The sequence below is a fragment of the Streptomyces sp. PA03-5A genome, from assembly GCF_033792725.1.
Classification (GTDB): Bacteria; Actinomycetota; Actinomycetes; order Streptomycetales; family Streptomycetaceae; genus Actinacidiphila.
This window is the reverse complement of record NZ_JARAVL010000026.1, coordinates 46,676-70,176: the sequence shown is the minus strand read 5'-3', so window position 1 is coordinate 70,176 and position 23,501 is coordinate 46,676. Positions and strand designations below refer to the sequence as shown.

General features: G+C 68.5%; 17 protein-coding genes and 3 pseudogenes. 8 read left to right on the top strand and 12 right to left on the bottom strand.

Annotated features, from left to right (window positions below; translation table 11 throughout):
* Positions 1–10: 10 nt before the first annotated feature.
* On the bottom strand, positions 11–2,653 hold the full coding sequence (locus PV410_RS29200) for an outer membrane protein assembly factor BamB family protein (protein ID WP_500328751.1): 2,643 nt from the start codon (positions 2,651–2,653) through the stop codon (positions 11–13).
* Positions 2,654–4,180: 1,527 nt separating this feature from the next.
* Here PV410_RS29200 and PV410_RS29195 point away from each other — a divergent pair.
* The 3 genes and pseudogenes from PV410_RS29195 to PV410_RS29185 all read left to right on the top strand — a co-directional run.
* Positions 4,181–4,468, top strand: a pseudogene (locus PV410_RS29195) (NF041680 family putative transposase); the annotation flags it as partial.
* Positions 4,469–4,818: 350 nt separating this feature from the next.
* On the top strand, positions 4,819–5,079 hold the full coding sequence (locus PV410_RS29190; protein ID WP_500328750.1) for a type II toxin-antitoxin system Phd/YefM family antitoxin: 261 nt from the start codon (positions 4,819–4,821) through the stop codon (positions 5,077–5,079).
* On the top strand, positions 5,076–5,321 hold the full coding sequence (locus tag PV410_RS29185) for a type II toxin-antitoxin system RelE family toxin (protein WP_500328749.1): 246 nt from the start codon (positions 5,076–5,078) through the stop codon (positions 5,319–5,321). The genes PV410_RS29190 and PV410_RS29185 overlap by 4 nt, the downstream gene beginning before the upstream one ends.
* A 218-nt stretch (positions 5,322–5,539) precedes the next feature.
* Here the strand turns inward: PV410_RS29185 and PV410_RS29180 are convergent, their stop codons facing one another.
* Positions 5,540–7,069 carry an MDR family MFS transporter gene (locus PV410_RS29180; RefSeq protein ID WP_500328748.1) on the bottom strand — a complete coding sequence of 510 codons (1,530 nt, stop codon included), beginning with the start codon at positions 7,067–7,069 and terminating at the stop codon, positions 5,540–5,542.
* 240 nt (positions 7,070–7,309) lie between these two features.
* On the opposite strand from PV410_RS29180, the gene PV410_RS29175 reads away from it, so the two are divergent.
* The 4 genes from PV410_RS29175 to PV410_RS29160 all read left to right on the top strand — a co-directional run bounded on the left by PV410_RS29175 (position 7,310) and on the right by PV410_RS29160 (position 12,131).
* A complete protein-coding gene (locus PV410_RS29175; RefSeq protein WP_500328799.1) occupies positions 7,310–7,798 on the top strand; it encodes a TetR/AcrR family transcriptional regulator in 489 nt (162 codons plus the stop codon).
* Positions 7,799–8,267: 469 nt separating this feature from the next.
* Positions 8,268–8,828 (top strand): cysteine hydrolase family protein, encoded by a 561-nt coding sequence (locus PV410_RS29170; RefSeq protein WP_500328747.1) that lies wholly within the window; start codon positions 8,268–8,270, stop codon positions 8,826–8,828.
* 494 nt (positions 8,829–9,322) lie between these two features.
* Positions 9,323–10,942: a tannase/feruloyl esterase family alpha/beta hydrolase gene (locus PV410_RS29165; RefSeq protein WP_500328746.1), complete on the top strand. Its 1,620-nt coding sequence runs from the start codon at positions 9,323–9,325 to the stop codon at positions 10,940–10,942.
* Between the two features lie 283 nt (positions 10,943–11,225).
* Complete coding sequence (locus tag PV410_RS29160; protein WP_500328745.1) at positions 11,226–12,131, top strand: LysR family transcriptional regulator; 906 nt, start codon at positions 11,226–11,228, stop codon at positions 12,129–12,131.
* A 187-nt stretch (positions 12,132–12,318) separates the two neighbouring features.
* Here PV410_RS29160 and PV410_RS29155 read toward each other — a convergent pair whose 3' ends face one another.
* The 6 genes and pseudogenes from PV410_RS29155 to PV410_RS29130 all read right to left on the bottom strand — a co-directional run bounded on the left by PV410_RS29155 (position 12,319) and on the right by PV410_RS29130 (position 17,756).
* Positions 12,319–12,690, bottom strand: a complete 372-nt coding sequence (locus PV410_RS29155; protein WP_500328744.1) for a fic family toxin-antitoxin system, toxin component — start codon at positions 12,688–12,690, stop codon at positions 12,319–12,321.
* Entirely contained in the window at positions 12,674–12,892 is a 219-nt protein-coding gene (locus tag PV410_RS29150) for a DUF6364 family protein (protein ID WP_018559404.1), read from the bottom strand. The genes PV410_RS29155 and PV410_RS29150 overlap by 17 nt, the downstream gene beginning before the upstream one ends.
* A gap of 221 nt (positions 12,893–13,113) precedes the next feature.
* On the bottom strand, positions 13,114–13,533 hold the full coding sequence (locus PV410_RS29145) for a hypothetical protein (RefSeq protein ID WP_500328743.1): 420 nt from the start codon (positions 13,531–13,533) through the stop codon (positions 13,114–13,116).
* 380 nt (positions 13,534–13,913) lie between these two features.
* Positions 13,914–15,013, bottom strand: a pseudogene (locus tag PV410_RS29140) (IS701 family transposase).
* 114 nt (positions 15,014–15,127) lie between these two features.
* Positions 15,128–16,111: a helix-turn-helix domain-containing protein gene (locus PV410_RS29135; RefSeq protein ID WP_500328742.1), complete on the bottom strand. Its 984-nt coding sequence runs from the start codon at positions 16,109–16,111 to the stop codon at positions 15,128–15,130.
* A 631-nt stretch (positions 16,112–16,742) separates the two neighbouring features.
* On the bottom strand, positions 16,743–17,756 hold the full coding sequence (locus PV410_RS29130) for a helix-turn-helix domain-containing protein (RefSeq protein WP_500328741.1): 1,014 nt from the start codon (positions 17,754–17,756) through the stop codon (positions 16,743–16,745).
* 301 nt (positions 17,757–18,057) lie between these two features.
* Here PV410_RS29130 and PV410_RS29125 point away from each other — a divergent pair, with 301 nt between their 5' ends.
* Positions 18,058–18,288: a hypothetical protein gene (locus PV410_RS29125; protein ID WP_500328740.1), complete on the top strand. Its 231-nt coding sequence runs from the start codon at positions 18,058–18,060 to the stop codon at positions 18,286–18,288.
* A gap of 1,397 nt (positions 18,289–19,685) precedes the next feature.
* Here PV410_RS29125 and PV410_RS29120 read toward each other — a convergent pair.
* The 4 genes and pseudogenes from PV410_RS29120 to PV410_RS29105 all read right to left on the bottom strand — a co-directional run bounded on the left by PV410_RS29120 (position 19,686) and on the right by PV410_RS29105 (position 23,245).
* Complete coding sequence (locus PV410_RS29120) at positions 19,686–21,152, bottom strand: FtsW/RodA/SpoVE family cell cycle protein (RefSeq protein WP_500328739.1); 1,467 nt, start codon at positions 21,150–21,152, stop codon at positions 19,686–19,688.
* A 260-nt stretch (positions 21,153–21,412) separates the two neighbouring features.
* Positions 21,413–21,769, bottom strand: a pseudogene (locus PV410_RS29115) (YceI family protein); the annotation flags it as partial.
* A 146-nt stretch (positions 21,770–21,915) separates the two neighbouring features.
* Complete coding sequence (locus PV410_RS29110; RefSeq protein ID WP_500328738.1) at positions 21,916–22,329, bottom strand: nuclear transport factor 2 family protein; 414 nt, start codon at positions 22,327–22,329, stop codon at positions 21,916–21,918.
* A gap of 466 nt (positions 22,330–22,795) precedes the next feature.
* The gene (locus PV410_RS29105) at positions 22,796–23,245 is read right to left on the bottom strand and encodes an Rrf2 family transcriptional regulator (RefSeq protein ID WP_500328737.1); all 450 of its coding nucleotides are present in this window, start codon (positions 23,243–23,245) and stop codon (positions 22,796–22,798) included.
* Between the last annotated feature and the right edge of the window lie 256 nt (positions 23,246–23,501).

The window sequence follows — 23,501 nt, the reverse complement described above, 5'->3', positions numbered from 1 at the left end:
TGGGCGGGCTCTATTGAGCGGACACCGGGGTGGTGACGTTGCTGAAGTTGTTGGCTCCGGCGGCGTTGGCCGCCGTGACCGGGCCGTGCGTCCAGATGCCGAGGACGTTGTTGGAGATCGTATTTCCGGTGATCTGGATGGACATCGACTCCACGGTGCTCACAAGCAGGCCCGTCGTCTGCAGATCGTGCGTGGTGCCAGTGTAGGTGTCCCCCACGACGTTGTTGGTGCCGATCTGGTTGTTGCTGACGACGTTGCCGCCCAGGTCCAGGCCGGACGCGCCACCGTGCACAGCCACAGCCGCCCAGCCGTTGCCGGTCACGACGTTGCTCTGCACGGTGTTGCCGTAGACCGCGCCGCCGGCCACGGCCGACGCGATAGTGATCCCGCCGCCGCCCGCCTCAAGTCCGTTGTCGAACACGTTGTTGCTGGTGATGCTGTTGCCGAAGACGCCACCGGCACTGGGGGCGCGCACGCCTCCAGGAGCCGCCGCCCCGTTGCGGGAGACCAGGGTGAAGCCGGAGCCCAGGGCGTTGCCGTGTACGGAGTTCCCGCTGAAGGTGCTGCCCGAGGCGGGACCTGTCTCGTCGCTGATGACGATCCCGGAGCCGTTGCCGCTGACGGTGCTGGCCAGCACGGTGGCGTTGGAACTGCCGAGCAAGTGGATGCCTCCGCCGCAGTCACCGGGCTTGTCCTGCGTCGGCCGGCACGGAGCGTATGAGTTGGCGACGGCGTTCGGGCCCGTACCGGTGTTGTTGCCCGTGACGATGGTGTTCGCGATGGTCGCGTTCTTCACACTGTTGACCAGGATCCCCTCGCCGACGGCGTTCTTCACCGTGAACCCGGTCACCGTGACGTCGGGCGCGCTGATCTCGATGCCGTTGACGAGGTCGGTTGCGTCGATGGTGACGTTCGAACGGGCTTCGAGAGCCAGCGGCTTGGACACCGCGATGTCCTCGTGGAACGTGCCGTTGCAGACGACGACTCGACCACCGCCGGCCACCCCCTTGACAGCCGCATTGATCGAGGTGAAGGCGGGAGTGCTGCAGCTGGTGTTCGCTGCGGAAGCGACGGCGGTAGGCGAGACGTAGACCGTCTGGGGGAGGGTCTGCGGAAGGGAGAACGCGTAGAGCTTGTTGTTGTCACCCTTGGACGGGAAGAACGGGCCCAGATTCTGGGTGTGGTATCCGGAGCCCCAGTACACCGAGCCGTCCACGATCGACGCGCCGCCGAGGACCGCACCTCCGCTGGGGAAGCCCCACTTGATGGCGCCGGTCGCGGCGTCGAGCGCGTACATGTTGTTGCCGGTCGGATTCGTGGATCCGCCGTAGACGACGCCGTTCGCGCTGGACACGAAGGACATGGGAGAGGCCGAGTCGGGCGTTGCGGTCTCCCACAGGATGTTCCCAGTGGCAGGGTCGAGGGCGGCCCAGAAACCGCCCGTGGTGGTCGACTTCTGCCCGGTCGCGGACGTGAGAGTCACGGGCAGGTGGTTGGTGTTGGTGTTGGCGACGTAGATGCGCTTGCCGTCGGCCGCCGAGCCCCACTGCAGGCCACCGAGGTTGCCGCCGGGGCCGACCGCCGTGGCCCAGACGATCTTTCCGGTGGCCGGGTCGAGCGTCCAGTAGACGCCGCTCTTCTGGCCGATACCGAGCAGGTCGGTGGTCTTGCCGTCGACGGTGGTGGTGAAGAGGTTGGGACCAGCGCCGAAGTCGAAGTCGTCACCGAACCGCTGGCCGACGGTCCAGGTGTCGGCGGTCAGGGTCTTGGTGCCCCAGACGATCTCGCCGGTGTGCATGTCGAAGGCGACGATGGAGTCCTGGTAGTTGTCGGCCGCCCCGGGATCGCAGTCGGTCTCGTCGGGCGAGGTGCATACGCCGGGCGGCACGGTGTAGTTGTTCCCCGTTCCGACGTACACCAGCCCCGTCTTCTCGTCGACCACCGGGTTGCTGCCCCACACAGCGCCGCCGGTGTAGCCCTCGGGAACGACGTAGGTCTTCCACAGCTTCTTGCCGGTGACGGCGTCCAGGGCGACAACGCTGCCGCGGAACGTGTACGGCGGGGCGAACTTCTCGGCCTTGGACGACACGCCGACGTACACGACACCGTCGGCGATGACGGGCGACGACGTCACGATGGCGGCCGGGTCGGCGTCGATCTGGGTCTTCCAGAGCCTGGTGCCGGTCAGGGCGTCGATCCCGAAGAGGAACGCGCCGTCCGTGCTGTCGCTGCGCTGCTCGCCCGACCCGGTGACGATCTCGCCGTTCCAGTACGCGGGGCTGAGCCGCGAGATGTCGCCGGCGATCCCGGTGTACTCGCTGATCTGGTGGCTCCAGATCTTCTGACCGGTCGTCGCCTGCACCTTGTACAGGTTGCCTGCCCAGTCCGGCGCGTACACGTAGCCGTCCACCACGGTCGGCGTGGCCGAAACGCTGTCTCCTGTGGTGAAGGTCCACTTCGTCTTCAGGTTGGCCACGTTGTCCGTGCCGATGGTGCGCTCGGCGGCCGCGTTGTGCGTGTCGCCGAGGTCGCCACCCGCGTACGGCCAGTCGGACGCGGATGCCGTCGACGCGACCGGGGCCGCGACGGTCGCGGACGGTGCGGCCGTCGCCGCCACGGCGTTGGCGGGCAGGGACGCCATGAGTCCGGCCATGGCCAGCCCAACCACGCCGGCACGCACCCGCCTTCGCCTTGCGCGGGCGGGTATGCGGGGTATGGACATGAAGGAGCACCTCCCGATGCTTGCTGATCTTGCGATCGAGAGCATAGGGACGCCCTGCCAGGGCGGCGGGCCGCCTTTGGCGTGCGACGTGCAGCCTCGGCGGATGGGAACTGAGATCAGCGCGGCTCCGTTTTTGGGGCTCTCGATAATGGTTCGCAGGCGTGGAGCGAGGATTCCTGCGCAGCTTCCATGAGGCTTGGGATGTCCCGGAGCTGTGGACCGGGGCCTCATGAGGATTGCCCCGAACGGAAAACGCGGAAGCGAGTCCAGCGAGGTCATTTCCGAGGGCCGCCTGATCATTTTCTGAGTCCGGGGACACTCCGCCGCCGGGTAGAAGCATCGCGACCATCACGATCGCCCCCGACTGGGAACTGTCCGGCGTGCGAGTGGCGCCACCCCAAGGGTCCGAACGATGCCGCCGACGAGGTCTTTCACTCATCGGCCCCCCCAAGAGGGTTGCGGATTGTCTGCCCGACTCAGGAGGTAGCCCGGCAGGACAGCGCTCACTACGCCAAATTCCGCCACAGCCGCACATTCCTTCACTCGGCCATGACTCACCCTCCCCCCGCGACGTTCTGGCCCAGTTTCGGAATCGGCACATCACGCCTGACGTCGCTGGACGGCGCATTCGCAGAAAGGGTGAGGCCCTTCAGTCGCAGGTCGCGATCCAATGCGCGGTCGACGCTCGGGGCGGCATCCACGCTTGGGTGGCCTCCCGGCGAGCGTGGCACGGAAGTTCATGTGCTTGACACTGGCCTTCCAGCGCTCCAGCCGCAATGCGTGATCTTCATGCCTGGATGGCGTGCCGTGGGCAGCGGACGGCCCGGGATCGGGCACGGTGGCGGCACCGCCAAGTGGAACAGCCGCGATTCCCCACCGTCCGGCCTGGTCCGCGCGATGCCGCGGGGCATCTTTTGTCCTGCCGTGCTCGTGAGAGCGACGACGCCCGTGTTCCGTGCGGAGAGCTCCGAGAGGTTCGGCCCAGGTGCCCGCCGATGGCTGGCAGTGGCTGCCAGGGTCGCCGCGGTGCTGCAGGACGCCTGGCAGCGCCTCGCCGACCAGCAGGCCGCCGTCATTGCGGCGATCGGCGACAACGCCCGGTCCCGGGAGGCCGCCGGCCGTCTCGCCCAGTTCCAGGCCGCCATCACCGACTTGCAGCAGTGTGTCGACAGCGAAGCGCGGGCGTTCGTGTCCGTGCAGCTGCCGCACCTGTACGAGGAAGGGGCCCGGGCCGCGGCGCGCGCGGTCGGCGGGCACTTCTCGTGGACGCTCATCCACCGCGAGGCCCTGCAGTCGCTGGCCTCCGACTCCTACGCCGACTTCCTGCGCCGCTCGCAGGAGGAACAGCGCATGGCCGGCGCGTTCTACCGGGCCGTGCGGGACGCCGCACGGCGCGAGGTGCCGCTGCTGGCCGCCGGCCAGACCACGGCCCTGCCGGCCGCGAAGGCCATGGCTGACCGCCTGGCCGCCGAGCACCAGCTGACGACCGTGATCTACCGCAACGGCCTTGGCTGGACCGCCCCGAAGGTCCGCCACGCCGACAGCGCCGACCTGTGGACCTGGCTCATCATCGCCGCGCACACCCAGCTTCGCCTCGCCCGTCCCCTTGCCGAGGACCTCCGCCGGCCCTGGGAACGTCCCGCCGCACCACGCCGCCTCACCCCCGCCCGGGTGCGGCAGGGGTTTCGCAACGTCCACGCGACCACGGCCCGTCCGGCGGCCGCACCGAAACCGTCCCGGCCGGGTGTGAAGCTCGCCCAGTGTCGCGGCCAAGCGTGGCTCCAGCGCCTCCACTTCGTCCCGGGCCTCGGCGAATCGATCCAGCTCGAGCAACACAGAAACCACTGCAACGTGGTGGCGGCGCGGCTTGGCCTTGCCTGCCGGGCTCTTCGGTACCTGGCCGGGCAACGCCTGCTGGTGCATCCGGCTGCGGTGCGGCGGCCTATCGACGGTCTACGGGGCCGTGCGAACCGGACCGCGTGAACGCAACAGCGCGCCCTCGACCACGCATCTGCGGGTGCTGCCCAGGGGCAGCACCCGCGTGTGTCCTGGCACGGCCTCCCCCACGATGTGCACACTTATGTAAGGTGGTGTGCATGACGGAGACGACGTACTCGATCGTGGAAGCCCGGGCCCGCCTGGGTGCCATCGCCCGCGAAGTCAGCGCCACCCGCGAGCCGGTCGCCATCACCGACCACGGCCAGACCGTCGCCATACTGGTCAGCCCCGCCGACGCCCTGGAACTCCAGGAGCTGCGGGCCCTGGCCGCCTACCGGGCACGCCAGGCCCGAGGTGACGACGCCGGTGTCCCGCACGACGAGGCCTACCGGCGGATCTTCGGCGAGGGCACGGCGTGAGCTACGAGGTCATCTGGGAGCCCGAGGCCCTCGCCCAGGCAGAACGGCTCGCCAAAGACGACCCCGACGGAGTACGCCAGGTGTTCGCCGCCGTCGACCACCTCGCCGTCGACCCGCGCCCCGACGGCGCATTCGGCAGCGCCGACCTGCTGCGCATCCACATCGGCGCCTACCGCGTGATGTACGAGATCAGCGAACAGCAGATCCGCATCAGCGTCATCCACCTCGGACGCGTGCGCTGACCCGAGGCCCGGTTCGGACGGCTCACCGCGGTCGCGTTCCTGGGCGTCAACGGCCACACCCTGATTTACCGGCCGGAGGGCGCCGCGGTTCTGATGCGCGACGTCATCTCCGGCGAGGTGCCCGTCCGGTCTCGGGCGAGGCCGCTCAGAGAGGTGTCCAGGCAGATCCGCTCGCGGACCTCCCCGGCCGCCCGGACCAGGGCGCGTCGTCGTCCGGCTCAAGCGGCCGGGACGGCGTCGTCGACGGAGCCGGGGACGTCGGCGCGGTCACCGGCCTTCCGTGCCGGCTTGAGGAAGAGGGCGAGGACGATGCCCACGGCGAGGGTCGGGGCGATCCACAGGTACCCGGTGGCCGTGGCGTGGGCGAAGGCGTCCAGCGCGCTGTCGCGCAGGGTCACGGGCAGCCGGCCGATGGTGTCGGGGCGGGTGGCGTCGAAGCCGCCGCCCGCCGGGAGGCCCCGGGTGCGGTCGGCGAAGCCGGTGTTGAGGAAGCTGCCGAAGACGGCGACACCGAAGGCCGCGCCAATGGAGCGGGCGAAGGTGACCACGGCGCTGGCGGCTCCGAGATCGGTGGCGGGCACGCTGTTCTGCACCGTGGTCAGCACGACCATGGGCACCATGCCGATGCCTGCGCCGGTGACCAGGAAGTAGACGCTCAGCACGAGGGTGCCGGTGGCCGCCCCGATGGTGCCCAGCAGCAGCAGCCCGGCGAGGTTGGCGAGCAGGCCCGCCAGAAGGATCATCCGCAGCCGGCCGACGTGTGCGGCCCAGCGACCGGCCAGGGACTGGCTGGCGACCAGGCCGGCGACCAGGGGCAGCATGTGGACACCGGAGAGAGTGGCCGAGACCCCGTGGACGATCTGGAGGTAGGTCGGCAGGTAGACCAGCACGGCGAACATCGCGGCGTTGGCGAAGAACCCGATCAGCGAGGAGAAGACGACGGTCCGGGAGGTGAACATCGCCGGCGGCAGGACCGGGGCGGCGGCGCGGCGCTCCACCGGCACCAGCAGCACGGCCAGCGCGACGGTCGCCGCGATCAGGCCGACGATGGCCGGTGAGCCCCAGCCCCAGCGCTCGCCGAAGGACGTGACGAGGACGAGGCCCGTGGCGATGGCGGCCAGGATGGTGGACCCGGGATAGTCGATGCGGGCCTTGGCGCCCCGGGTGGCCGCGGGCAGCGACCGCGCGGCGACGAGCAGGGCGATGACACCGACGGGCAGATTGACCAGGAAGGCCCACCGCCAGGACAGCTGGTCGGTGAAGACGCCGCCCAGTAGGGGGCCGACGATGCTGGCGACGCCGTAGACGGAACCGAACATGCCCTGGTAACGGCCGCGTTCGGCCGGGGCGACGATGTCTCCGACGAGGGCGAAGGTCAGTACGATCATGCCGCCGCCGCCCACGCCCTGCAGAACGCGGGCGCCGATCAGCTCGGGCAGGTTCTGCGCCAGGCCGCAGAGCACCGAGGCGGCCAGGAAGACCGAGGTCGCGGCCAGGTACAACCGCTTGCGGCCGAACATGTCGCCGAGCTTGCCCCACAGCGGCGTCGCGGCCGTCGACGCGAGAAGGTACGCGGCGCTGACCCACGCTATGTCGTCGAATCCGTTCAGGTCCTGCGCTATGCGGGGCAACGCGGTCGAGACGATCGTCTGGTCCAGGGCCGCGAGGAGGACGGCCAGGATCAGCGCGCTCATCGGCGCTGCGACGCCGCGGGGCGCGGGTGATGGGGACTCGTGTGATTTCGACATCGAGACGTGCCTTTCCGGGAGTGGTGCGCAGGGACGCTGTGCCATCCGCCGTTGACCGATGGGGCCCATCGCGATGGCATTACCAATGCCATCTGCCACATTAATGTAGCACTTACAGCGAAGGCCTCTACGTCTGAGAGGCGTTAGATGTCATAGGTTTCACACTCGGCCGTTAGACTCGTTCCGGTGAGAGCCGACGCAGCACGCAATCTGGAAACCGTCCTGACCACCGGGGCGCGCATGCTCGCCGCCGACCCGGGCGTGAGCATCGCGAGCATCGCCACCGAGGCGGGCGTGGACCGGCGCACGGTCTACCGCCGCTTCACGTCCCGCGACGAACTCCTCGCGGCCATCTACGAAGCCCGCCTCACGGCCATCGAGCACGCCATCGAGGACGCCCGGCTGCGCGAGGCGCCCGTAGCCGTCGCCCTGCACCGCTACGTCGAGAACATCATCGCCGTCAACCGCACCTGGCCCGTCGACCTCGCCCGCATGCTCACCGACGACAGCGTCCACGCGCGCCGCGAGGCCTCGGTCCGCGAGGTCGACGCCTTCCTCGAACGCGCCACCAGCGAAGGCCTGTTGCGCCCCGGTCTCGCAGAGGGATGGACGAATGCGCTGCTGCCCCAGCTCATGCACCTGGTCGCCCGGCAACTGCCCGACCTGAGCCCCGCGCAGGCGGCGGACGTCGTCGTCGACACCCTGCTGCACGGCCTCGGAGCGTCCTGACACACCGGCGGCTCCCGCGAATCCGCGGCCGGCGATTCCGCGCGGACGCGCCAGGCCGGGGTGGCCGAAGCCCGCCGGTCCACGAGCGGCTCGCTGCGCAACCACGTCGACACGGCGGCCCCGGCCCGACGGGCCGCGCGGAGCCAGTGGGCGGGCCCGCAAGCGGCGCACGCCACACTTACGCATCCACGCCGCAACCCAACCGCGGATGTCCCACAGGGGTGGAACCTCATTCCATAAGTGCTACAGTCGAGTGACAGATCAAGATCGGTAGCGCAAGCCTCACGGGCCCCATCGCCCCGCGGTCGGCCCCAGAACCCCGAGGACACTCCAACCGTTCACGGCAGGGCCTGCGCGCCGGACGGCCCGCGAAGGACGACCGGTGCGCACGCGCGTGGCCAACGACCTCCCCGCAGGAGCCCGGCCTCCGCGAAACGCCCGCAGGCCAAGCACCCCACCAAGGAGAGACATGCCTGTCACCACCCTTGACCCGAAGCCCGCCCTGATCGTCGTCGACCTCCAGAAGGGCATCCTCGGACTGCCCCTCGCGCACCCGGCCGCCGACGTACTCGCCCGGAACGCCGAACTGCTCGCGGAATTCCGTCACCGCGGCCTGCCCGTCGTCCTGGTGAACGTCGCCGGCGGCCCTGCCGGACGCAACGACCTCGGCGCGCGCTTCCCCACCCCGACCCCGGAGTGGACCGAACTCGCCCCCGAGCTCGACGCCGGCGCGGGCGACCACTTCGTGACCAAGCACGCACGCAGCGCCTTCACCAAGACCGGCCTGGATGAGTGGCTGCGCGCGCGGGCCGTGACGCAGGTCGTCATCACCGGCATCGCCACCAGCAGCGGCGTGGAGTCCACAGCCCGCGACGCCCACGAGCAGGGCTACAACGTCACGGTCGCGCTCGACGCCGTGACCGACACCGACGGCGTCGCGCACGACCACACCATCGCCAGGATCTATCCGCGCATCTCCGAAACGGGCACCACCAAGGACATCCTGTCCGCACTCGCCGCCACGAACTGAAATCCGCAGAACAAATTCTGACGCTACGCCACCAAGGCGAACCGCGAGGGTGACACGGAATGCCGGCCGGCGCGCGGTAAACGAGGCCGCCGGAAGGGCAACGGCGCCGCTCACCCCCTGAGCCAGCCCGTGACGGCGGCAGGCCGCGAGGCTGGCCGGGGTCGGGCCCAGCCGCCGCAGGCGCTGAAACAGCGTTCGACTGCCTAGCGGCGCCCGCAGGTCTTGGCAACGAAGGGGAGCGACGGCTGACCGGCGCCGGAGCTCCGGGACCGTCGCGCCGTTGCGCCACCAGCGCCCCCGACAGGCACACCTTGTCGACGACCTCCGTCGCCAACGCCAGCCTTCACCGCCTCCGTTCGCGTCACGCCTCATTCCGTCACCTGCTTAACCGGTGATACGGTCTGTCTCGGGCTTCGCCGAACCGGGCATCACTCCCCCGCCCTCCCCATGCGCTGCCACCTCCCGCGCACGCCGACCTACTTGAACGGAAACCCATGAAACGAGCTCTGGCCGTCCTCGCCGCCTGCGTGCCACTGGCCGCAGCGGTCTACCTGCCGACCGCGTCCGCCGAGCCCGGGAACGGCTCCGGTTCCGTGGCGCCGACCTGCGCGACGCCGTCCGTGAAGGCCCCGGCCGGCACCGAAGCGGAGTCCGTGACAGCGGCCCGCAAGGAGGGCGGCACCGTTCACGGAAACGGACTCCTGGGCGGCACGGTCACCGGCGTGCCCGCTTACTGCGAGGTGACGGTCACCCTGACCCACCCCGGCGACAACGACCACGCCGAGGTGCGGACCTGGCTGCCCGTCACCAACTGGAACGGCCGCTTCCAGGCCCTCGGCGGCAGTGCGTACGCGGCCGGGGACAACGGCACCGGGATGGCCACCGCGGTCAAGAACGGTTACGCCGTGACGACCACCGACGCGGGCGTCGGCGACGTCCTCGACGTCAACTGGGCGCTGAACGACGACGGGCAGGTCGACACCGCGCTGCTCAAGAACTTCGCCTCCCGTTCCCAGCACGAGGCGGCGGTCGTCGGGAAGCAAGTCGTCGACGACGTCTACGGCAAGCGCGCCGCCTACGCGTACTTCAACGGCTGCTCCACCGGCGGACGCCAGGGCTACATGGAGGCCCAGCGCTACCCCGACGACTACGACGGCATCCTCGCCAAGGCGCCCGCCGTCAACTGGGACGAGTTCGAGGTCGCCACCCTGTGGCCGCAAGTCGTCATGAACAACGAGAAGACCTATCCGACGGCCTGCGAGTTCAAGGCCTTCACCGACGCCGCCGTGAAGGCGTGCGACCCGCGCGACGGCCTCAAGGACGGCCTGGTCAACGACCCGGCCCGGTGTGACTTCGACCCGCGTCGGTTGATCGGCACCAAGGTCGTCTGCGCCGGCGAGGAGCTGACCCTCACGGCCGCCGACGCGGCCGTGGTCCGCAAGATATGGGACGGCCCCCGCACCCCGTCGGGCAAGAAGCTGTGGCCCGGCGTCCCGGTCGGGGCCGACCTGTCGGCCCTGGCCGGCGTCACCGGCCCCGACGCGAGCGGCGACGTCAAGGGCGCTCCGTTCCCCGTGCCCGAGTTCTGGGTCACCACATGGGTGAAGAAGCAGCCGTCGTTCGACGTGTCGACGATCACGTACGAACGGTTCACCCGGCTGTTCCGGCAGTCCGAGGCCGAGTACGACAAGGTCATCGGCACCGACGACCCCGACCTGTCCGCCTTCCGTGACTCCGGCGGCAAGCTCCTGAGCTGGCACGGCCAGGCCGACCAGTTCATCCCGGCCCAGGGCACGGTCGCGTACCGCGAGGACGTCGAGTGGACGATGGACGGCGCCAAGAAGGTCGACGACTTCTACCGCCTCTTCCTCGCCCCGGCGACGGTCCACTGCGGCCTCAACTCGGGCGACGGCACGATCGACGACCTCGGTGCGCTGAGGACCTGGGTCGAGCACGGCAAGGCCCCCAAGACGCTGCCCGCCACCCTGGTCGACTCCGCCGGGCAGGAGGTCAGCCGTGACCTGTGCCGCTACCCGGCACTCTCCCGCTACGACGGCCACGGCGACCCGGACAGGGCCTCCAGCTTCCGCTGCGTCGCCCCGTCCCGGCACTGACCGCTCCGCGACGGCCTGAGACGGACCGAACCATCATGCGCATACGGCGAGCGAACGCTCGTCCGTGCTGAGGCCGTAACCGAGCCGCCGCATCCCAGCCGCGGCATGGGCCGCCACGCTCCACGGCCGGCACCCCGTGTTCGACGGGGTGCCGGCTCGGGCCACGGCAGGGCCCGGGTGTTGGCCGACTTCTACCGGCCGCCGCGCTTGTCCAACATTAAACTTTGCTGGGTTCAGCAAGAACCGTGCTGAAAAACCTTGAAAGAACCGGGAAGGACCGTCCATGGAGATTCGCCGGCTTCAGCACTTCATCGCGGTCGCCGAGGAGCGGAGCTTCACCCGGGCCGCCGAGCGGCTGAACCTGGTGCAGTCCGGCGTCTCCGCGTCGATCCGCGCCCTGGAGAAGGATCTGGGTGCGGCGCTGTTCGAACGCACCACCCAGCGCGTCGAACTGACCGCGGCCGGAAAGACGTTGCTGCCCCAGGCCCAGCGCATCATCGGCGCGGTGCGCACGGCCCGGCAGGCGGTCGACGAAGCCCGGGCCGGCCTGAGCGGAACCCTGGAACTCGGGATCCTGTACGGCCTCACCCCGAAACGCATCCTCAGCGCGCTCAGCGCGTTCCACAAGGCGCACCCCGCCGTGGAGATACACCTGCGCGGCCCCGGGAACCGTGGCTCGAGCTCCCACGCCGAAGACCTGCGCAACGGAGTCCTCGACCTGGCCGTCCTCATGACCGCCGGCCGCCCGCTGGCGGGGTTGCGCCTGCACGCGCTCGGCACCGAGCACCTCGCTCTCGCCTGTGCCACCGACCATCCGCTGGCCGACCGCACGAGCGCCGAACTCGCCGACGCGACGGCATACGAAGTGATCGACTTCCCGGCCGGGTGGGGCATCCGCTCCGCCGTCGACTGCGCCTTCACCCGCGCGGGACTGCCGCCGCGCAGGACCACCTTCGAGATCGACGACATCCCCACGGCACTCGACCTCGTCCGCCACGGCCTCGGTCTCACCTTCGTACCCGAGTCCGTCACCGAGGGCGTTCCCGGGGTCCGCTTCCTTCCCGTGGAGCAGCACCGCCCCGTCTACCACGCCGGCCTGGCCGAACCCGACGACCGCCCGCTCAACCCGACCGCCCGGGCCTTCCTCGCCCAGGTACTGGGCGGCACACAGCCTCCCGGTCACGGATGAGCACCTGCCCGGCCCCGTGGAGCGTTGCCGGTGGCGACCCTGCGGGTGGAGGGCTCATGCCATCTCGGTCTCTCCGGTGGGTTGTCGGGGACCGGCCCACCCGTACCCCTGCGAGGCCTCCGTCACACGGTCGCCTCGCACAGAGGACCGCAGCCCTCTCTGGGCCGCGGTCCTCCTCGGCACTGCCTCAGGCGGGCCACGCCCGCAGCAGCGCCGCCACGCTCTGCACGGTGCACGCCTCGTCGCGCAACTCGTCGACCAAAGCCCGCACCTCGTCCCAGGTCGGTTTCACCTCGCGGCCGGCGGCCTGCAGATACGCCACGGTCACCGCCACGGCGACCGTCATGTTCGACCGCTCCAGCCACCGCAGGCGCCCCAGAGAGTGCGCCAGCGCTGCCGCCCGTGCCACCGCCCCGTCGTAGACGTCCCGGTCGAACAACTGGGCCTTGTGGCGCTCCACCGCCGACAGGGGCACGCCGAAGTCGTCGGGGGCCGGATCGTCCTCCCCCGCCTGACTCGCAACGCTCAGGATCCAGCCGAGGTCAACCGCGAGGTTCACGCACGCGCTCCTCGATGAGGTCCCCGAACTCCTCGATCACGTTCGCCGCGGACGCGAGGAACGCCTTCCGGACGGGATCGGTGTCGGACTTCACCAGGTGCTCGATGTACTCCTGGAGGGACATGTGCCGGTTGCCCGCCGCTTGGCGGGCCGCCTCCACGGTGTCCTCGTCCAGCCGGACGTTCAACTGTGTCTTGGCCATGCAGCAATGCTAGCTCCCGCTAGCCATGATCGGTAGTGCTTCTCACAGGGTCCAGGTCTGCTCCCCCGCGCCGGACCGGCTGTCACCCACGCGCCACGTCGACGGATGCCCGGCCCGGAAGGTTTCCCTCGCGGTCGGGGCCCGCGGGTGCAGGCTCGGCACGGAAGTCCTCGCTGACGCGCGATGCTCCTCGACCCCCGTGGTTCCGAGCGCGAGGAGCCTCACTCCGCCTCACAGACCTCCCCGTACCAGCGCCACTTCTCCACGTACTCCCACCCCGGGAGGTCGCCCCGCCCGGTCGCCCACAGCAGCGTCGGCCACGGCTCTTCGTCGCTCTCCACATGCGGGAAGAGCCTTCCGAGGACCAGTGCGCACAGGACGTCGGGGGCGGTGAACTCCAAGCCGAGGCCGGCTGTGATGTCGTAAGTGTGGACAAGGGTCTCGACGATGCCCATCGCCGCGAAACCAGCCGGGTCCGAGGTACCGAAGGTGTGGTGGGCGCGGGCCGACGAGGGAGTTGTGCGAGTCAGGGAGACCTGCATCGCACCGCACGCCTCCAGGACCGTCAGCAGGCCGGACGGGCCCGGCTCCCGGTCGGCCTGGAGGATGTTGAGCGGCCCTTCGGGTCGTTGGCGGTGCATCCCGAAGGGGACATAGTTTCCGGCCGGCAGGCCGGGCGTCCCGATCTGCATCCCGTAGAAGAACAACTCCCCCAGACGTGACCCCTCCGGTACATCCGCAGCAGGGCCACCGACTCTCTGCGCCGGGGCTGCATATCGACATCGCAGGTCGGCGCCTCGCCGTGCCACCGGGAGTGAGCGCAGGAGGCCGCCGCCAGGGGGTGCTGCGCAGCCATCTCGGCTGTCGGAGCGCGAGATTCGGATCTCGGTCACGCACGACGCCGCCCTAGTAGCGCTTGGTCATGTCGGTATTGCGTTGGGTATGTCGCGGTGGCAGGTTGGGCAGGCGCCGGTCCAGGTAGCGAGGAGGATCTGCAGGTCACGGACGACCTGGTAGAGACTTAGGCCGACGCCGCGTCTTTTGGGGCCCGCCCCAGTCGCTGCAGGGTGCAGGACGCATGGGCGACGGAGACGAGGGTGACGTGGTGGTGCCAGCCGTTCCAGGTCCGGCCCTCGAAATGGGCCAAGCCCAGGGCCTGCTTCATCTCCCGGTAGTCGTGCTCGATCCGTCAGCGGAGCTTGGCGAGACGGACCAAAGTGGTCAGCGCGGTGTCCTCGGGCAGGTCGGACAGCCAGAACTGGACCGGCTCCTTCTCGCCCGCGGGCCACTCGGCCAGCAGCCAGCACGCCGGCAGCTCGACATCGTCGGTGGCCTGCCGGATCTCACGTCCGGCGGGCCGGATCCGCAAGACGACGAACCTGGAGTAGTCGGTGCCTCATCGCCGGGCTGGGCCGACATGGTGCTGGAGATTCCCACCACGTACTGCATGCCCCGCGCGTTCAGGCCGAGCCGGAAGGCCGCCGCGTCGCCGTATCCGGCGTCCGCGATCGCCAATGGCACATCGATCCCCCAGGAGCGGGTCTCATCGGCCATGTCCATGGCGAGCTGCCACTTCTCCACATGCCCGACGTCCTCGGGAATGCCGCACGCGGTGCGGCGTGCGACCTTGTCCGGGTCCGCTTTCGGCGAGGAGGGATCCCAGGACGGGGGCAGGAACAGCCGCCAGTTCACGGCCGCCGAGGCATGGTCACGGGCCAGATGGAGCGAGACGCCCACCTGACAGTTGGTGACCTTGCCAGCAGTCCCGGTGTACTGCCGCGACACACACGCTGAGGCGTTTCCGTCCTTCAGGAAACCAGTGTCGTCAAAGACCAGCACAGTGGGCCGGATCACCGATTCCATCTTCCACGCCAGACGAGCCCGGATATGAGCCGGATCCCACGGGCTGGTGGTGATGAAATGGGCCAGCGCCTGCCGATTGCCGTCCTCTCCCAGCCCGGCGGCCATCGGCTCGACCGACCTGCGTCGCACGTCAGTCATCAGACCACGCAGATACACCTGCCCCCACCGGCGCTGATCCTTGCGCGCGAACGGCTCGAACACCTCCGCCGCAAACGCCTCCAACTCATCACGCACCACAGCAACTTCGTCCGGACTCACACCTTCCCAACGCCCAACCAACCCACAAGGACACGCACAGACTCAGCCGACCTGACCATGCACTACTAGCGTTGGAACCCCCTGGGTCACTGAAGCCCGGCACGGGGCCCGGCGTCAGTCAGGCTGGTGAGAGTCGGCTCTCCCCGCCGTGTGTTGCAACCGCAACTCGCGGGGGCTCACACCGTACGTGGTCTTGAAAACGCGACTGAAGTGGGCCGCGCTGGCGAACCCCCACCGGTGGGCGATGGCCTCGATCGTCATGAACTGATGCACTGGCGAGGCCAGTTCTTTCTTGCACTCCTCGAGGCGCTGCGTCCTGATCCATTCACTGAGGGTGATGCCCGCTCGGGACAGGGTCACGTAGAGCCAGCGTACGGAAACGTCGTGCTCGGCGGCGATACGTTCGGCGGTCAGGTCGGGGTCTGCCAGATGCAGGCGGACGTATTCCTGAACGCGCACAAGAAGTGTGCTGTTCAAAGGCGCTCTGGCCAGATCGTCCCGGTCCAGGGCCACGGTGACCACAGCCCTGATCAGGTCGACACTGGGCTCCGTGAACAGGGCGGTCTCAGCTTCGCCGGCCGCGGCCTGATGGCGGGCCAGCCGGGTAAAGAATGCTGCTGTGGCACCCACGACCGGGCGCTCCGAACTGAGTGGCACGGCGGTGATCTGGTCGAGCAAGGACGGCCGCAGCCCCAGGACATGCGTGGGCACGCGCACGAGAACCGAATCTGTTGAGCCGTGGAAAAGGACCTCATAGGGCTTGGCATTGTCGAGCACCGTGAGATCCCCAGCCCTTCTCAGTGCGTGCCTACCCCCTTGGCGGACATCGGAGGCCCCCGCCTCCTGGAGATGGACGAGAACGTGCGGCACCATATCCTCGTCCACCGGGGCAGCGGCGCACAGGAGGCGGGCCACGTTCCAGCCGATCTCCGAGACTTTCACCGACCCCAGCGCGTTGGTGGTCGCATAGGCCCGCTGGCGATGCGGATTCGGCGGGAGGTCCACCTCTACGCGGCCGTTGATGGACCACGAGAATTCACGGATCGCGTCCGCACGATGACCAGGAGCCAACGACGCGGCGTCGAGTCGAACTGCCATGCGGACTTCCTCCTGAACAGGTCGCGGAGCCTGCGTAGTGGGCACATTTTCCGTGGTACTGCGGCAGTGACCCATTTCGCAGATTTTATTGCATTGTGCATCTTTATTTCTGTTTGGCCTTGCGGTACACCGGCGGGCCGCCGCTGAGGGCCCGGGCCGCTCCCGGGGCAGGTTCACCAGCAAGCTCCACCTGAGCGCCGACGGCTGCAGCTGCCCGCCCCTGCTCCCTCGGTTCGGGCCGGCCTTGACCCGCAAGAAGTCCGACAGCCTCGCAGCGGACAAGGCTTGCAGCAACGGACCCATCCGCGCGTGTTTGCGTCGTCGCCGTATCCCGCACACCATCCCCGAGAAGACCGTGGCCGCCCGCCTGAGCAAGGGCTGGGCGGACGGCCACCCGGCTTCGGCGACGTCCGGTACAGGAAGCGCAACACCGTCGAGCGAGCGATCAACCAGCTCAGGCGGCACCGGGCCGCCTCCTTCGCCACCAAGTCCAGCGCGCATGTCGTCGACCAGTTCGGGCAAGCCGACCCCGGGCTGCGCCGGGCCATCCAAGGCGAAGGCCGCAGGACGAGCCTGCCTGATCCACGCATGCGCCCGCATCGCGTGGCGCGGATCGGTACGGCAGCACCGATCACCCGCCGTGTTGGTGAGAGGGGAGATCGAAGGCCTGCAAAGGATCAGTCTGCAGGACGCCGGTCTGCCGCCACTCCATGGGAGACACGCCGTAGACCGAACGGAAGGTGCGGCTGAAGTGCGCGTGGCTGGCGAAGCCCCAGCGGTGTGCGACGGCCGCCACGGTCTGCCCCGCGAGTTCCGGGGATACGAGGTCCGTTCGGCATGCCTCGAGCCTGAGGCGCTGGATCCAACGGCCGACGGTCATGGGCTCGTCCTGGAAGAGCTGGTACAGGTAGCGAACGGAGATGTGGTGTGCGGCCGCGAGTGAGGCCGGGCAGAGTGCGGGGTCTTGCAGGTGGGCGCGAACGTAGCTGCGCAGGCGTCGCAACAGGTCCACCTCCGCCGCAGGCGTGGCCGTTTCGTCCTTGATGTTGCCCTGCAGGGCGACCAGTGCCGTCAGCACGTCGACGATCCCCCGTCTGAGGTAGTCCTTCGGAGTCGGCGCGTAGATGCAGTGATCCGTCATCGTGACGAGTCCGTTCACGTACGACGCGAGGATTCCACTGATGCCTTGGCCGGTTGAGTAGGTCCGGCCGGTGGCCAGGCGCAGTGCCGAGTCGGGGAGATCCAGCATCTCGCGCGGGACTGTGACGAGGTGCCGTCGTACCGGGCCGGTGAACTCGACGGCGTAGGGCCTGCGGGTGTCGAGGATGACGAACTCGCCGGCGGCGACCGGGGTCTCCTGGCCGTCCTGACGCGCGACGCCGGCACCGGTTCGTTGCAGGCTCACCACCAGCGACTCGTCGCCGTCCGCGGCGATGAGCGGCGCGGTCCGGGCCAGCCGTTGCGGGCTTGTCTCGATGACGCCGGCTTGGACGCCCGCCACGCATGCCCGTCGAATGGCGCCATGGATCATGGCCTCTCCCAGGCTACGGACCTCCATCTGGATGAATGCCTGGCCCACGGCGTCTGCCCAGTACTCGGTCCGCTCGTCGGGCGGTTTGATGTCAGTGCGGAATGCTTGGATCACGATGCCCTCGCAAATTGCCAGGGAGCCATTGCGTTCCCGGGACCTGCGCAACGCGTCCACGCATCGCGCGACGCCGGGAAGCCCGTACCCTGCCAACGTAAAGCCCAGCCGCGGTCACCGAGCGCCTCCCGGGCGAGACTGCGGGACACCCCCAGACATGCGATCGGGAAACTGCGGGAAAACCCGGATACCGCGGCCGGCCAGTTGTGCCAGAGTCCGGCGCCGGGAGACCCGAGCCGCGCACGGGGCGACGCGGGCCGCGCTCCCCGGGCACACTCTCATCGCCCCAGAAGGCAAGTCCGTGCTGCCCGACGCCATCGAGCGCGCCGTGCGGCTGCCCTGCTGCGTGCTGTGGCTGGACAAGGACGGCGACAACCTCGGGGGGACGGGCGTGACGGCCAACAAGCTCGGCGTCGGCAAGGTCCACACCGGCAACACGGTCCCGCCAGAGGCGGAGATCACAAACGGCAAGGTCTCCGGTAACAGGTCGGTGAAGGTCGTCGACGTGGAACAGACACCGACCGCCGGCTGACCGGCGTCGAGCGGCGGACGCCACCTGTGCACGGCAGGGGCCGCATTGCCGTGGGTCGCGGAACGGGTGGACGACACCCGGGGCGTTCGCCACCACTGCCCTCATCGCTGGTGCCCCCGCAGCCGATCGCTACAAGGACCTCATCTACAAGATGCTCGTCAAGAACTACCGTGACTACGCTGGCGGAGCAGGGCTGAAGTTCATCCCGAGCTCCGCGTACAACTCGAGGGCGCTGATGAACCTTGCCCACTGGGTGTTCGGCGAAGACGCATACGTCCTCCCCGACACCGCCAGCTCCATGGGCACGGTGCTACCCCACAGTGGATGGATCTTCGCGAGCAATAGTGGCCTGAGTGACCCAGACACCGCCGAGACACGGAATCGAACTGACCGTCACGCCACTCCCAACAATCGCGGACCTGGCGTTCCTGAACAAACTACCGCCGGCACGGGATGACGGCCCACACCTCCGCTAGACAACCCGATCGATGGGGGCGCGGTGCACCACCGGACGTATCGGGCCCAGTCGGCGGCGCCGGCCGTGGACCGGCCTTCCGGCTGCCTGCGGCGGTCGACAGCTCCAAGCCGCCGAGGAGAGCACACCACGGAATAGCCCGGCGAAAATCGGCGGTCTCGATGAATGACACGGAGGCCGTCCTGGAGTCAGCCCAGATCGACGTGAAGACGTCAGCCCAACCGAGGTGTTACGGGGGTCTGCCTCAATCGTTCGCGATTAACAGTGGCAAAGCTGCCGATTTGGGCTCAGATCACGCGCCTGGTGTGACGCAAGTGCTGCATACCCGACCCAGGCGATCGACGGATGTTCCCGCCTCCTGTGCCCTCCACCGCGGTCCTCTCGTTGAGCTAGCCGACCGCAGGAACCGAAACGGTGAAAGGGACAAGATGGGCCGAGCCGTGCCGCCAGCCGTGCGTGCACGCGCCCGAGCGCGCACCTGCCCGAGGTGCCGCGCCGCACCCGGGCAGAAATGCGCACCTGATCGCGCTGGTCGCTGCCAGCTGCACAGCGACCGCATCCATGCCGCCCACCTGTCCCTGCAACCGCTTCCGCCGCGCCGTATCCTGCCGCCCGAAGAGGACCGTGTGTTGATGGAGTGGGACCCTGGCCGTGCGGACACCCCGGTCCTGTCGTAGCACCCCGAAGTCTTGCGGGACCTGTGCGGTACCCCGGATGAGATCGCCATCCTTCTGGCACTGACGCTGGCAGAGGCCGACATGCTCCGGCCCGAAGAGTCATCGCCCGGCAACTTCGTCCTCAGCCTGATGCTCATGCCGGTCAGCTACCTCTCAGCCCAGGAGATCCACGAAGCCGCCGACCGGCTGGCCGCGCGCGGGGTGCTCGCCGCAGTTCCTCAGGTCCCATTTCCATGTGTCCACGTTCAAAGGGAAGCTTCACGACTCACCGCGCGCGGTGGTTCAGGCGCTCGGGTCCGAGTCGCTACAGCCATGCTCCCCAGCGGCTGCAGGGGCCTGCGCGCGGCATCACTGATGCGGATCAGGATTCCGATAAGCACCCAGTTGGCGATGACGGAGGAACCGCCGAACGCAAGGAACGGCATCGTCATGCCGGTCAGCGGGATGAGGCCCATCACACCGCCGGCAACCACGAAGACCTGAAGCGCGAACGCGCCGGAGAGGCCGACAGCGAGGAGTTTGCCGAACGGGTCACGGGCGGCGAGGGCCGTGCGGACGCCGCGCTCGACGATCAGGCCGTAGAGCACCAGTATCGCCATCGTGCCGGCGAGGCCCATTTCCTCGCCGAACGTCGCGAGGATGAAGTCCGAGTTGGCGGCGAACCGGATCAGTTCGGAGTGGCCCTGGCCGAGGCCGGTGCCGAGGGTGCCGCCAGAGCCGAACGCCCATAGGGCCTGCATCGCCTGTTCCGAGTGGCCCGGAGCGCCCGACTGGCTGAGCTTGTATTCACGCATCGGGTCGAGCCAGGCCTGAACACGCTGCTGGACGTGGGATTCGAAGGTGGACACGCCGACGGCGCCCGCCACCGACATCAGCAGACTGAAGACGATCCAGCTTGTCCGCTCGGTGGCGACGTACAGCATGATGACGAACATTCCGAAGAACAGCAGCGACGTACCGAGGTCGGTCTCGAACACCAGGATGAGGATCGAGAGGAACCAGACGGCCAGGATCGGGCCCAGGTCGCGGCCGCGTGGCAGGTATAGGCCCATGAAGCGGCGGCTGGCCAGGGCGAGTGTGTCCCGCTTCACCATCAGATAGCCGGCGAAGAAGATCGCCAGGATGATCTTCGCGAACTCACCGGGCTGGATGGAAAAGCTGCCGACGTGGATCCAGATCCTGGCGCCGTAGATGTTGGCTCCGAGGCCGGGGACCAGAGGCAGGAGCAGCAGCACCAGCGCGCCAGCCATGCAGATGTAGGTGTAACGCTGCAGGACGCGATGGTCCTTGAGGAAGACCAGCACGACCGCGAAGAGAACGATGCCGAGCGCGGTGTACATCAGTTGGCGGGGCGCCGCGGTTCCTGCCTGCTTGATCGACTGGAGGAGCTTGGACTGGTCGAGGCGCCAGATGACGACGAGACCGAGCCCATTCAGCAGCGTGGCCACCGGCAGCAGCAGCGGGTCCGCGTACGGAGCGAATTTTCGTACGACGAGGTGGGCTACGGCGGCCAGCAGGCCGAGGCCCAGACCATAACCCAGCAGCCCTGTGGGCATCTGGGCGTGGATGGCGAGACCCACGTTGGTGTAGGCGAACACCGGAATGGCAACTGCGAAAACCAGCAAGGCCAGTTCGGTGTTGCGGCGGGTCGGTACGCCGACCGATCCGACCGTGGACGTGTGGTCCGTCGGAGTGCTTGTACTGCTACTCATCGTCTGACAGGGCCTCTCACGTCTCTGTCTGATCACCGCATGGTGAGAGCTGCTTCTGCTGCTCGGCGGCAAGGCTGGTCAGGTTCCGTCGTGGATCGGGAGGACGAGGTGCCGGGCTGGTAGTGGACGTAGCCATGGACGTCGGCGGAGGTCTTGCGGTTCGCGTGGTCCTGCCGGCCTCGCCCACTCCGGCCTTCGCGTCGTTCTGGCTCTCCACGCGGCGGAACCGCACACCGTCGCGTCGGCACGCCATCACGGAACTACTCGGGTGGGGTGGGAATGTTGGGAACGTCGTACATGGCCTGCACGTCGATCTCCAATTTGATGCGCGGGCCGACGATCGCGATGCCACGTGCGAGCATCGATCGCCAATTCAGCGTGAAGTCCTCCCTGTGCAGCTCGGCGGTTGCCAAGGCGGCGCAGCGCAGCTCCGTTCCGTATCCGCCGTTGACTGCGCCCAGGTAGGTCGTGTCGAGGCCGACTGAGCGGGTGGTGCCGTGCATGGTCAAAGAACCCTGCAGCGTCCACTTGTTGCCGTTGCGGTGCACGAAGCGCTCACTGGCGAAGTGGATGTAAGGATAAGCCTGGACGTCCAGAAAATCAGGGGAGCGCAGGTGAGTGATCGCCCCGGCCACGCTTCGGGGTGCAGGCTCGACACACGGCGGACTGAGGTGGTCCTGGCACATGGCCGGTGCGACGTGCGCAAACAGTGTCAGCAGGGCTGAACGGCGGGCGACCCCACCGCACAAAGCTCAGGGACGCGTCAGGCGGGGATGTCGGCAACTCCGTTCGGCAGCATCGCGCGCGCAGCCCGGATCACGTACAACGACTCGCGAAGGAGCGTGATCTTCCCGTTCTCAGCCACCAGTCGTCCGGCGTAGGTCTGGCTGAAGGGGCGGCCCGTGACCGTGGTCCGCTCCACCGACCACTCTCCGAAGACCTGGTCTTCGGTTTCGATGATGATGTCCACCGTGTCGAAGCCGAAGTCCGGGACGACCTGCAGCAGTGCGGTGATGAACTCGCGAATGGCCTCCGGGCCAGTCCCTCCGGTCGGGATGCCAAGCGACTCCAGGTAGGGAAGCTCCAGGACGCCGTCCTCAGCGAAAAGGGACGAGGCGATCTCCGGATCTGCGATGTTGGCTGTGTAGGCGAGCAGCAGCTCGCGGGCACTCATCATGGGTGGCGCGCTTTCGTTTGGGTCGCCCCGGGCGGACGCTTGACCGACGGGCAGGGTCCGTAGTTGCTCGGTTCAGTCGCGTGCCGCGAGGTCGCAGGTCCATTGCACCAGTTATGGACTGCATGGTCAAGTAACTGCTCGTGGACGGCTCTGGCTCGGTCGAGCGGAGGGGCGAAGCTTTCGGCGATCCCGGAGGGTCCCGAACGGTGTCGAGCGGTGCGCGGTGGACGGTGTCCGGCGGCGTTCCCTGATCGCAGTTGTCCGAGCCTCCGGCATGCGGTCGCGGCGGCCGTGGTCCGCTTGGAGCGGCTGGACCATACAACTGCGGCTCGCGAGGAGCCGACTCTCAGCATGTTCAGCGTGATGAAGAACGCGCCCTCGCGATGCTCCGGCAGCGCCCCAGTGCTTCCTGTTCACACGCGAAGGTTGGCGCCCATGCGGACCGGGGGCCGTCTGAGTTCGAGGTTCAGAGGGAGTAGGCGCTCGGTTCCCGCTGAGCGAGGACACCTTGCAGCATGTCAGCGATCGTGGTGCGAGCCAACTGTTGCTGCATCTGCTGCTCCAGGCTGCTGTACACCTGCTGCAGGGTTGGCTGGATTCCGAAGCCGACAGGGCAGTCGGCGTTCGGCGGCGTGTGATGCATGGCGAACGGGCCCTCGCCCTCCACGGCGAGGTAGACCTCGAGCAGCGTGATCTCTTCGGGTTCCCGCTTCAAGATCCAGCCGGCCCCTGCGCCCCTTTTTGACCCCACCAATCCCGCCTTGCGGAGGTCGCCTAGGCATCGGCGGATCACTACAGGGTTGGTGTTGACGCTCCCCGCGATGCGCTCCGAGGTGGCGACCTCATTGTTCTTCCGGTCCAGAGACATCCAGGTCAGCACATGGGTTGCGATCGTCATTCTGCTGTTCGCGCTCATCCTTGACCTCCTCCCGGCTGGCGGGGCCGCTTGCCTACCCCGCTCCCTACGAAACAATGAAGGTTACATCGCCGCGACGAGGCCCTGTTGCAGCGTAGGGGGCGTGGACGCCAGATGATCTGCGCCGCTACGACAGTCTCGGCCTCACGCTCATCGCCGACCCTGCGTGGTAGGGCGCCTCCCGTCTGCGGGCGGCCTTGAAGCGAGGTGGGGTCCGCAGGAGGGAGGCGAATAGCCGTCTGGAGCGGATGCGGGG

Bases quoted from the DNA above. Each gene is read 5' to 3' on its own strand.
- PV410_RS29200 (WP_500328751.1), bottom strand. From the start codon at position 2,653: ATGGCCGGACTCATGGCGTCCCTGCCCGCCAACGCCGTGGCGGCGACG.
- PV410_RS29190 (WP_500328750.1), top strand. From the start codon at position 4,819: ATGACGGAGACGACGTACTCGATCGTGGAAGCCCGGGCCCGCCTGGGT.
- PV410_RS29180 (WP_500328748.1), bottom strand. From the start codon at position 7,069: ATGTCGAAATCACACGAGTCCCCATCACCCGCGCCCCGCGGCGTCGCA.
- PV410_RS29175 (WP_500328799.1), top strand. From the start codon at position 7,310: ATGCTCGCCGCCGACCCGGGCGTGAGCATCGCGAGCATCGCCACCGAG.
- PV410_RS29170 (WP_500328747.1), top strand. From the start codon at position 8,268: ATGCCTGTCACCACCCTTGACCCGAAGCCCGCCCTGATCGTCGTCGAC.
- PV410_RS29165 (WP_500328746.1), top strand. From the start codon at position 9,323: ATGAAACGAGCTCTGGCCGTCCTCGCCGCCTGCGTGCCACTGGCCGCA.
- PV410_RS29160 (WP_500328745.1), top strand. From the start codon at position 11,226: ATGGAGATTCGCCGGCTTCAGCACTTCATCGCGGTCGCCGAGGAGCGG.
- PV410_RS29150 (WP_018559404.1), bottom strand. From the start codon at position 12,892: ATGGCCAAGACACAGTTGAACGTCCGGCTGGACGAGGACACCGTGGAG.
- PV410_RS29145 (WP_500328743.1), bottom strand. From the start codon at position 13,533: ATGCACCGCCAACGACCCGAAGGGCCGCTCAACATCCTCCAGGCCGAC.
- PV410_RS29135 (WP_500328742.1), bottom strand. From the start codon at position 16,111: ATGGCAGTTCGACTCGACGCCGCGTCGTTGGCTCCTGGTCATCGTGCG.
- PV410_RS29120 (WP_500328739.1), bottom strand. From the start codon at position 21,152: ATGAGTAGCAGTACAAGCACTCCGACGGACCACACGTCCACGGTCGGA.
- PV410_RS29110 (WP_500328738.1), bottom strand. From the start codon at position 22,329: ATGATGAGTGCCCGCGAGCTGCTGCTCGCCTACACAGCCAACATCGCA.
- PV410_RS29105 (WP_500328737.1), bottom strand. From the start codon at position 23,245: ATGAGCGCGAACAGCAGAATGACGATCGCAACCCATGTGCTGACCTGG.